5 protein-coding genes and 1 tRNA gene are annotated in these 6,654 nt (G+C 29.7%); all 6 read left to right on the top strand.

Annotated features, from left to right (window positions below):
- The first annotated feature begins 20 nt into the window (after positions 1-20).
- The 6 genes from CQA76_RS08545 (at position 21) to oppF (ending at position 6,528) form a co-directional block, all read left to right on the top strand.
- Positions 21-97: transfer RNA gene (locus CQA76_RS08545), tRNA-Ile, on the top strand.
- Positions 98-1,049: 952 nt separating this feature from the next.
- Positions 1,050-2,654 carry an ABC transporter substrate-binding protein gene (locus CQA76_RS08540; RefSeq protein ID WP_137622967.1) on the top strand — a complete coding sequence of 535 codons (1,605 nt, stop codon included), beginning with the start codon at positions 1,050-1,052 and terminating at the stop codon, positions 2,652-2,654.
- 9 nt (positions 2,655-2,663) lie between these two features.
- A complete protein-coding gene (gene oppB / locus CQA76_RS08535) occupies positions 2,664-3,590 on the top strand; it encodes an oligopeptide ABC transporter permease OppB (protein ID WP_137622966.1) in 927 nt (308 codons plus the stop codon).
- A gap of 1 nt (position 3,591) precedes the next feature.
- Complete coding sequence (oppC, locus tag CQA76_RS08530) at positions 3,592-4,578, top strand: oligopeptide ABC transporter permease OppC (RefSeq protein ID WP_137622965.1); 987 nt, start codon at positions 3,592-3,594, stop codon at positions 4,576-4,578.
- A 1-nt stretch (position 4,579) separates the two neighbouring features.
- Positions 4,580-5,554, top strand: coding sequence for an oligopeptide/dipeptide ABC transporter ATP-binding protein (locus CQA76_RS08525; protein ID WP_137622964.1), 975 nt, complete (start codon positions 4,580-4,582; stop codon positions 5,552-5,554).
- Positions 5,551-6,528 carry a murein tripeptide/oligopeptide ABC transporter ATP binding protein OppF gene (gene oppF / locus CQA76_RS08520; RefSeq protein WP_137622963.1) on the top strand — a complete coding sequence of 326 codons (978 nt, stop codon included), beginning with the start codon at positions 5,551-5,553 and terminating at the stop codon, positions 6,526-6,528. The genes CQA76_RS08525 and oppF overlap by 4 nt, the downstream gene beginning before the upstream one ends.
- Positions 6,529-6,654 lie beyond the last annotated feature (126 nt).

The following is a 6,654-nucleotide window of genomic DNA, read 5'->3' as shown; positions in this document are numbered from 1 at the left end:
GCTATTCTCCACCATGATAAGGGCCTATAGCTCAGCTGGTTAGAGTGCACCCCTGATAAGGGTGAGGTCACAAGTTCAAGTCTTGTTAGGCCCACCATTGGATAGTAATACTAAATTGTTTCAATTGTATTTTTTAATTTTTAGATAAGTTTATATGTGCTTATAAAAAATGATAAAATAAATTTTCAAATCTATCAAAATTGAATTACAAAACTTTAAATATTATTCTTAAAAAAGATTTACGTTTTTAGAAAGAAATTGTTGCGTTTATCTTTTATTTATCATACTTACATTGTTTTATTTAGTAAGAGTTTCTATAAATATATTGAAATTTCAAAGCGATCCTTGCTTTAGAAAAACATTTATACTTTCAAATTTTTTCTTATTTTAATCCTTTTAGAAGGTTTATTTTGTAAATTATATGTTTTAGTTTGTATAATTTTATAGCTATGCTAAACAGTAAAATCTTATACTTATAATTAAAAAAACCTTGATAAAGAAAAAATCTTAATAAATTGATTTATGCAATTTCCATATTTATTAATTTGGTATTGATAAGTAATCTTATATTTGTATTTTAAATGGAGTTTAATATTGGTATTTATGCTTTTCACATTTGCTTTCATAGTAATATTGATTTTACCTATGCCCATAAATCTCTAATAAACATCATTATATTTTTTATAAAAATATTGCTTTTTTTAGTTTTGTTTGTTAGATATTTTTCTATGAGTTGTTATAGAATTTAGTAATACTATTAACAGGATAAAAAATTTTCTTCCGTCTTTGGTTTATTTTTTTTGACTTCTAATGCGATATTTTAGTATATTCTGTAAATATAAAGTTCTTTAAATTCTAAAAGCGCTATATTGTTATTTCGTTTTTGATTTAATATTAAAAGAGCTAGTTCTATTGATTTTAAAAATCGTTTCCTTTTGAAACTTTTTAAATTTTAAATTTTTTAAAATATATATTTTAAGTTAAATGAAAGTATTAACAAGATATTCTAAGAATAATTATAGAAGTATTTTTAATTTAAGGAATGAACTATGAGAAAGTTAGCTTATGTCTTGTTTTTATTTAGTTTTCTTTTTGCAGCTTTTTTACAGGCAGAAGAAAAACTTGCTAAAGAGCAAGTTTTTACTTTTAATGCAGGCGCTGCTCCTCAATCTTTAGATCCAGCTAAAATTGATGGTGCTCCTGAGGGTTTTTTTACAAGAAATTTATTTGAAACCTTGCTCGTTTCTGATGAAAATGACAAACCTGCACCTGGTGTGGCTTTAACTTGGTCTCATAGTGACGATTATAAAACTTGGACTTTTAATCTTAGAAAAGATGCTAAATGGTCTAATGGCGATAAAGTAACAGCTAATGATTTCGTTTTTGCTTGGAAGAGATTGGTTGATCCTAAAACTGCTTCGCCTTATGCTTCTTTTTTAAATTATATGAAACTTGCAAATTCTTCGGCTATTATAAATGGTAAAATGAGTCCAGATAAATTAGGAGTTGAAGCAAAAGATGATTACACTTTAGTTTTACATCTAGAAAGCCCTGTTCCTTTTGCGGATCTTTTAACTCAATTTTATGTTCTCTCTCCAGTTCCACAAAAAGTCGTAGAGAAATTTGGTGATTCTTGGAGTGAGCCTAAAAATATAGTAGGCAATGGAGCTTTTAAGCTTGATTCATTTGTTGTTAATGAAGAAGCGGTCTTATCTAAAAATTCGTATTATTGGAATGCTAAAAAAGTGTCACTTGATAAATTGATTCTTTTGCAAATTCAGAACGATTCTGTTGCTTATACACGATATAGAGCAGAAAGCTTAGATATCGGTCAATTTCCTTTAGAGCTTTTAAATAAGGTAAAAAAAGAATACCCTAAAGAATTAATAATAGGACCACAGTTATGTACCTATTATTATGAGTTAAATGTTAAAAATCCACCTTTTAATAATAATAAAGTCCGTCAAGCACTTTCTATGGCTCTAGATAGAAATATTATTACAGATCAGGTTTTAAGACAAGGTCAAATTCCTGCTTTTACTTTTTCTCCTCCTGTGATCAATGCAGCTGAATTAATTACTCCTCCAGAATGGTCTAAATGGGATAGCAATAAACGTCATCAAGAGGCTGTGAAACTTTTAAATGAAGCGGGATATAATCAGAGCAATCCTTTAAATTTTACTCTTTTATATAACACAAATGAAAATCATAAAAAATTAGCAATAGCTGCTTCTTCCATATGGAAGAAAAATTTAGGAGGTATTGTAAATGTCAAACTTCAAAATCAAGAATGGAAATCTTTTTTATCTACTAGACGTTTAGGTCAACAACAAATGGCTAGAGCTGGTTGGTGTTCAGATTATAATGAAGCAAGCAGTTTTTTAAATATTTTTCTATCAAATTCTTCAAACAATACTTCAGGATTTAAAAGTAAAGAATACGATAAAGTTATTAATTTAGCATATAAAGCAAAAACAGAAGAGGAAAGAGCTCAATTTTATGCACAAGCTGAAAAGATTTTATATGAAAATAATGTGATAATACCTGTTTATTTTTATACAACAAGCTATCTTGTAAAACCTTACGTAAAAGGTTTTAAAATAAAACCTTCTCAAAATAATTATTTTAAAGATATTTATATATTAGAGCATTGAGGTTTATAGGTGTTAAAATTTATATTTTTTAGAATTTTACAAGCAATTCCTACTTTGTTTATTCTTATTACAATTTCTTTCTTTTTAATGAGATTAGCTCCAGGTAGTCCTTTCATGGGAGAAAGAGCTTATCCTCCTGAAGTTATGAAAAATATTAATGCTAAATATGGTTTAGATAAACCTTTGATAGTTCAATATGGAATTTATCTTAAAAATTTAACACAAGGAGATTTTGGACCAAGTTTTGTTTATAAAGATTTATCCGTGAATGATCTTTTAGCTCAGTCTTTTCCTGTTTCAATTATCTTAGGTATAATAGCCTTTATTTTTTCCGTACTTGTAGGGGTGGGAATAGGTGTTATAGCAGCTTTGAAACAAAACACTATTTTAGATTATTGCATTATGGCTTTTGCAATGATAGGAGTTGTTTTGCCTAGTTTTATTATAGCCCCTTTGCTTGTATTAATTTTTTCTATAAAATTAGAATTATTGCCTTCAGGAGGATGGAATAATGGAGAAATTCAATATCTAGTTTTGCCTGTATTGGCTCTTTGTATAGCTTATATTGCTGCTATTGCTAGAATTATGCGAGGTTCCATGATAGAAGTATTGCATTCTGATTTTATAAGGACAGCTAAAGCTAAGGGTTTACCTTCTTGGAGAATTTTATTTTATCATGCTTTAAAACCAGCACTTATACCTGTAATTTCTTATTTATCTCCAGCCTTTGTGGGTATTATAACTGGTTCTGTGGTAATAGAAAGTTTTTTTACTATACCAGGGGTAGGCCAACTCTTTGTCAATGGAGCTTTAAATAGGGATTATTCTTTAGTACTTTCTTTAACAATTATTGTTGGAGCCCTTACTATATTTTTTAATGCTATTGTTGATATTATTTATGTTTTTTTAGACCCTAAAATAAAAATTAAGGCTTAAAATGGGATTATTCAATACACACAATTCAAAGCAATTGGTTCAAGAATTGGAAGAAAAATTGAGCTATAACTTAGAAGATCTTAGAAAAAATTGGGAAAGTCAGCAGGCATATCCACAAGTTTTAAATCAAAAAGAAATTAAAGGAAGAAGTCTTTGGCGAAATGCTATGAGAAGGTTTTTTCATAATAAGGCTGCTATGATAAGTTTAGTTTTAATTGTTTTGGTTATTTTATTTTCTTTCTTTGGTTCAGCTTTATCCAAATATACTTATGATGAAACTGATTTTTCTTTAATTGCTTCTTCCCCTAGTTTAGAAAATGGCCATTATTTTGGAACAGATAATTCGGGTAGAGATTTATTTGTAAGAGTAGCCATAGGCGGTAAGGTTTCTTTGCTTGTTGGTATAACAGGTGCCTTGATGGCTATTATCATAGGTATTATTTATGGGGCAACTTCTGGATATATCGGTGGAAAGGTCGATATGATTATGATGAGAATTTTAGAAATTTTTTCCGCTTTACCTTTTATGTTTTTAGTCATTCTTTTGGTTACATTTTTTGGGCAAAGTATATTTTTAATTTTTATTGCCATTGGAGCCGTGAGTTGGCTTGATATGGCAAGAATAGTAAGAGGGCAAACTTTAAGTCTTAAAAATAAAGAATTTATTCAAGCTGCTTTAGTTTGCGGGGTTGGCACAAAGGATATTATCTTAAAACATATAGTACCTAATTTATTAGGCTTAGTGGTTGTTTATGCTTCTTTGTTGGTTCCAGGAATGATACTTTTTGAATCCTTTTTAAGTTTTTTAGGTTTAGGAGTACAAGAACCATTAAGTTCTTGGGGTTCTTTGATGAATGATGGGGTGAGTTCTATGGAGCAAACCCCTTGGCTAGTTGGATTTCCATCGACATTTTTGGTAATCACTTTATTTTGTTTTAATTTTATAGGTGATGGTCTAAGAGATGCCTTAGATCCGAAAGATAGATAAAATGTTATTAGAAGTTAAAAATTTACAGGTTAGCTTTAAAACACCTGATGGTATTGTAAGGGCCGTTAGTGATGTGAGCTTTAGCTTGAATGAGGGACAAACTCTTGGTATAGTAGGAGAATCAGGTTCTGGGAAATCTCAAAGTGTATTTGCTCTAATGGGTTTATTGGCTAGGAATAGCATCGTTAGAGGTAGTGTTTTATTTAACGGTGAAGAAATTTTAAATTTAAATTCCAAAGCTATAAATAAGCTACGTTCAGAAAAAATATCTATTATTTTTCAAGATTCGATGACTTCTTTAAATCCTTATATGAAATTAGGAGATCAGCTTATAGAGGTTTTAACTGTTCATAAAGGAATGGAATATAAGAAAGCTTTTATTGAAAGTGTTCATATGTTAGAGGCTGTAAAAATTTCTGAAGCTAAAAAGAGAATGAAAATGTATCCACATGAACTTTCAGGAGGTATGAGACAAAGAATTATGATTGCTATGGCGCTTTTATGTAGACCTAAGCTTTTAATTGCCGATGAGCCAACAACAGCCTTAGATGTTACTGTTCAAGCGCAAATTATGACATTACTAAAAGAATTGCAAAAAGAATTCAATATGGCTATTATTTTAATCACTCATGACTTAGGAGTTGTTGCTGGAACTTGTGACAATGTTTTGGTTATGTATGCGGGTAGAGTGATGGAGTATGCTAAAGTGGAAGATATTTTTTATCGTCCAACCCATCCTTATACTTTAGGGCTTATGAAAACCATTCCGCGTTTAGACTTAGAACAAGAAGAACTCGCGTTGATTCCAGATAATCCTCCAGATTTATTAAATTTGCCAAAGGGTTGTTCTTTTGCGCCAAGATGTTCTTTTGCAAAAGCAATTTGTTTAGAAAAGCCTATTCTTGAAGAGTTTTCTTTAGATAAAAAAAGGGCCTGTTTTGCACCGATAGATTTAGTTTTAAGGAATTATAAATGAAAGAATTGCTTTTAGAGACTAAAGATTTAAGTGTATTTTATACCGTTAGAAAAAATGAAGGTTTTTTCAGGAATAAAGCTGTAAAAATGAAGATCATTGATAAAATGAATTTTAAACTTTATCGAGGTGAAACTTTAGGTATAGTGGGTGAATCAGGATGTGGTAAATCTACATTAGCTAAGGCTATTTTAGGGTTGAATAAAGATTTAGATGGCGATATATTATGGATGGGTAGGAGTCTTAAAAACCAGAATAGTCAGGATTGGAAAAATATAAGAAAAGATATACAAATGATTTTTCAAGATCCCTTAGCTTCTCTTAATCCTCGTATGACTATAGGAGATATTATTGCAGAACCTTTAAAAGTTCATTTTCCACATATGAACGCTAAGGAGATTAAGGAAAAAGTTTTGCAAATAATGCAAAAAGTATCTTTGATTCCAAGTTTAATTAATCGCTATCCGCACGAATTTTCAGGCGGACAATGTCAAAGGATAGGAATAGCTAGGGCATTAATTTTAGAACCTAAATTAATAGTATGCGATGAACCAGTTTCTGCTTTAGATGTTTCTATACAAGCTCAAGTGGTTAATTTACTTAAAGAAATACAAGATCAAACTCAATTATCTTTAATTTTTATTGCTCATGATTTGTCTATAGTTAAACACATTTCAGATAGAGTTTTAGTTATGTATTTAGGAAATCTTGTTGAAATTGCGGATTATGAAAAAATTTACAGTGATACAAAACATCCTTACACTAAAGCTTTGATATCAGCCGTACCAATACCAGATCCAAATATTGAAAAATATAAAAAAATTCAGCTTCTAGAAGGAGAATTGCCTTCTCCTATGAATCCTCCGAGTGGATGTGTTTTTAGAACCCGTTGTCCTATAGTTAGCGATAAATGCGCCAAGAGTAAACCAGAACTTAAATGCAAAGATGATCATTTTTATGCTTGTTTTAATACATAATAATTAATTATTTAAGGAATAGTTTTTATAATTTTCGAATAAAAAGTGAATTCCTCACTTTTTATTTCATATTCCCTTAAGCTTATTTTGTATATAATTGCAACTTTTACTCCACTTTAAGAACCA

It is taken from the genome of Campylobacter aviculae (genome assembly GCF_005406215.1).
Taxonomy (GTDB): Bacteria; Campylobacterota; Campylobacteria; order Campylobacterales; family Campylobacteraceae; genus Campylobacter_D; species Campylobacter_D aviculae.
This window is presented reverse-complemented; position numbering and strand designations above follow the sequence as displayed.

Bases quoted from the DNA above. Each gene is read 5' to 3' on its own strand.
- CQA76_RS08540 (WP_137622967.1), top strand. From the start codon at position 1,050: ATGAGAAAGTTAGCTTATGTCTTGTTTTTATTTAGTTTTCTTTTTGCA.
- oppC (WP_137622965.1), top strand. From the start codon at position 3,592: ATGGGATTATTCAATACACACAATTCAAAGCAATTGGTTCAAGAATTG.
- CQA76_RS08525 (WP_137622964.1), top strand. From the start codon at position 4,580: ATGTTATTAGAAGTTAAAAATTTACAGGTTAGCTTTAAAACACCTGAT.
- oppF (WP_137622963.1), top strand. From the start codon at position 5,551: ATGAAAGAATTGCTTTTAGAGACTAAAGATTTAAGTGTATTTTATACC.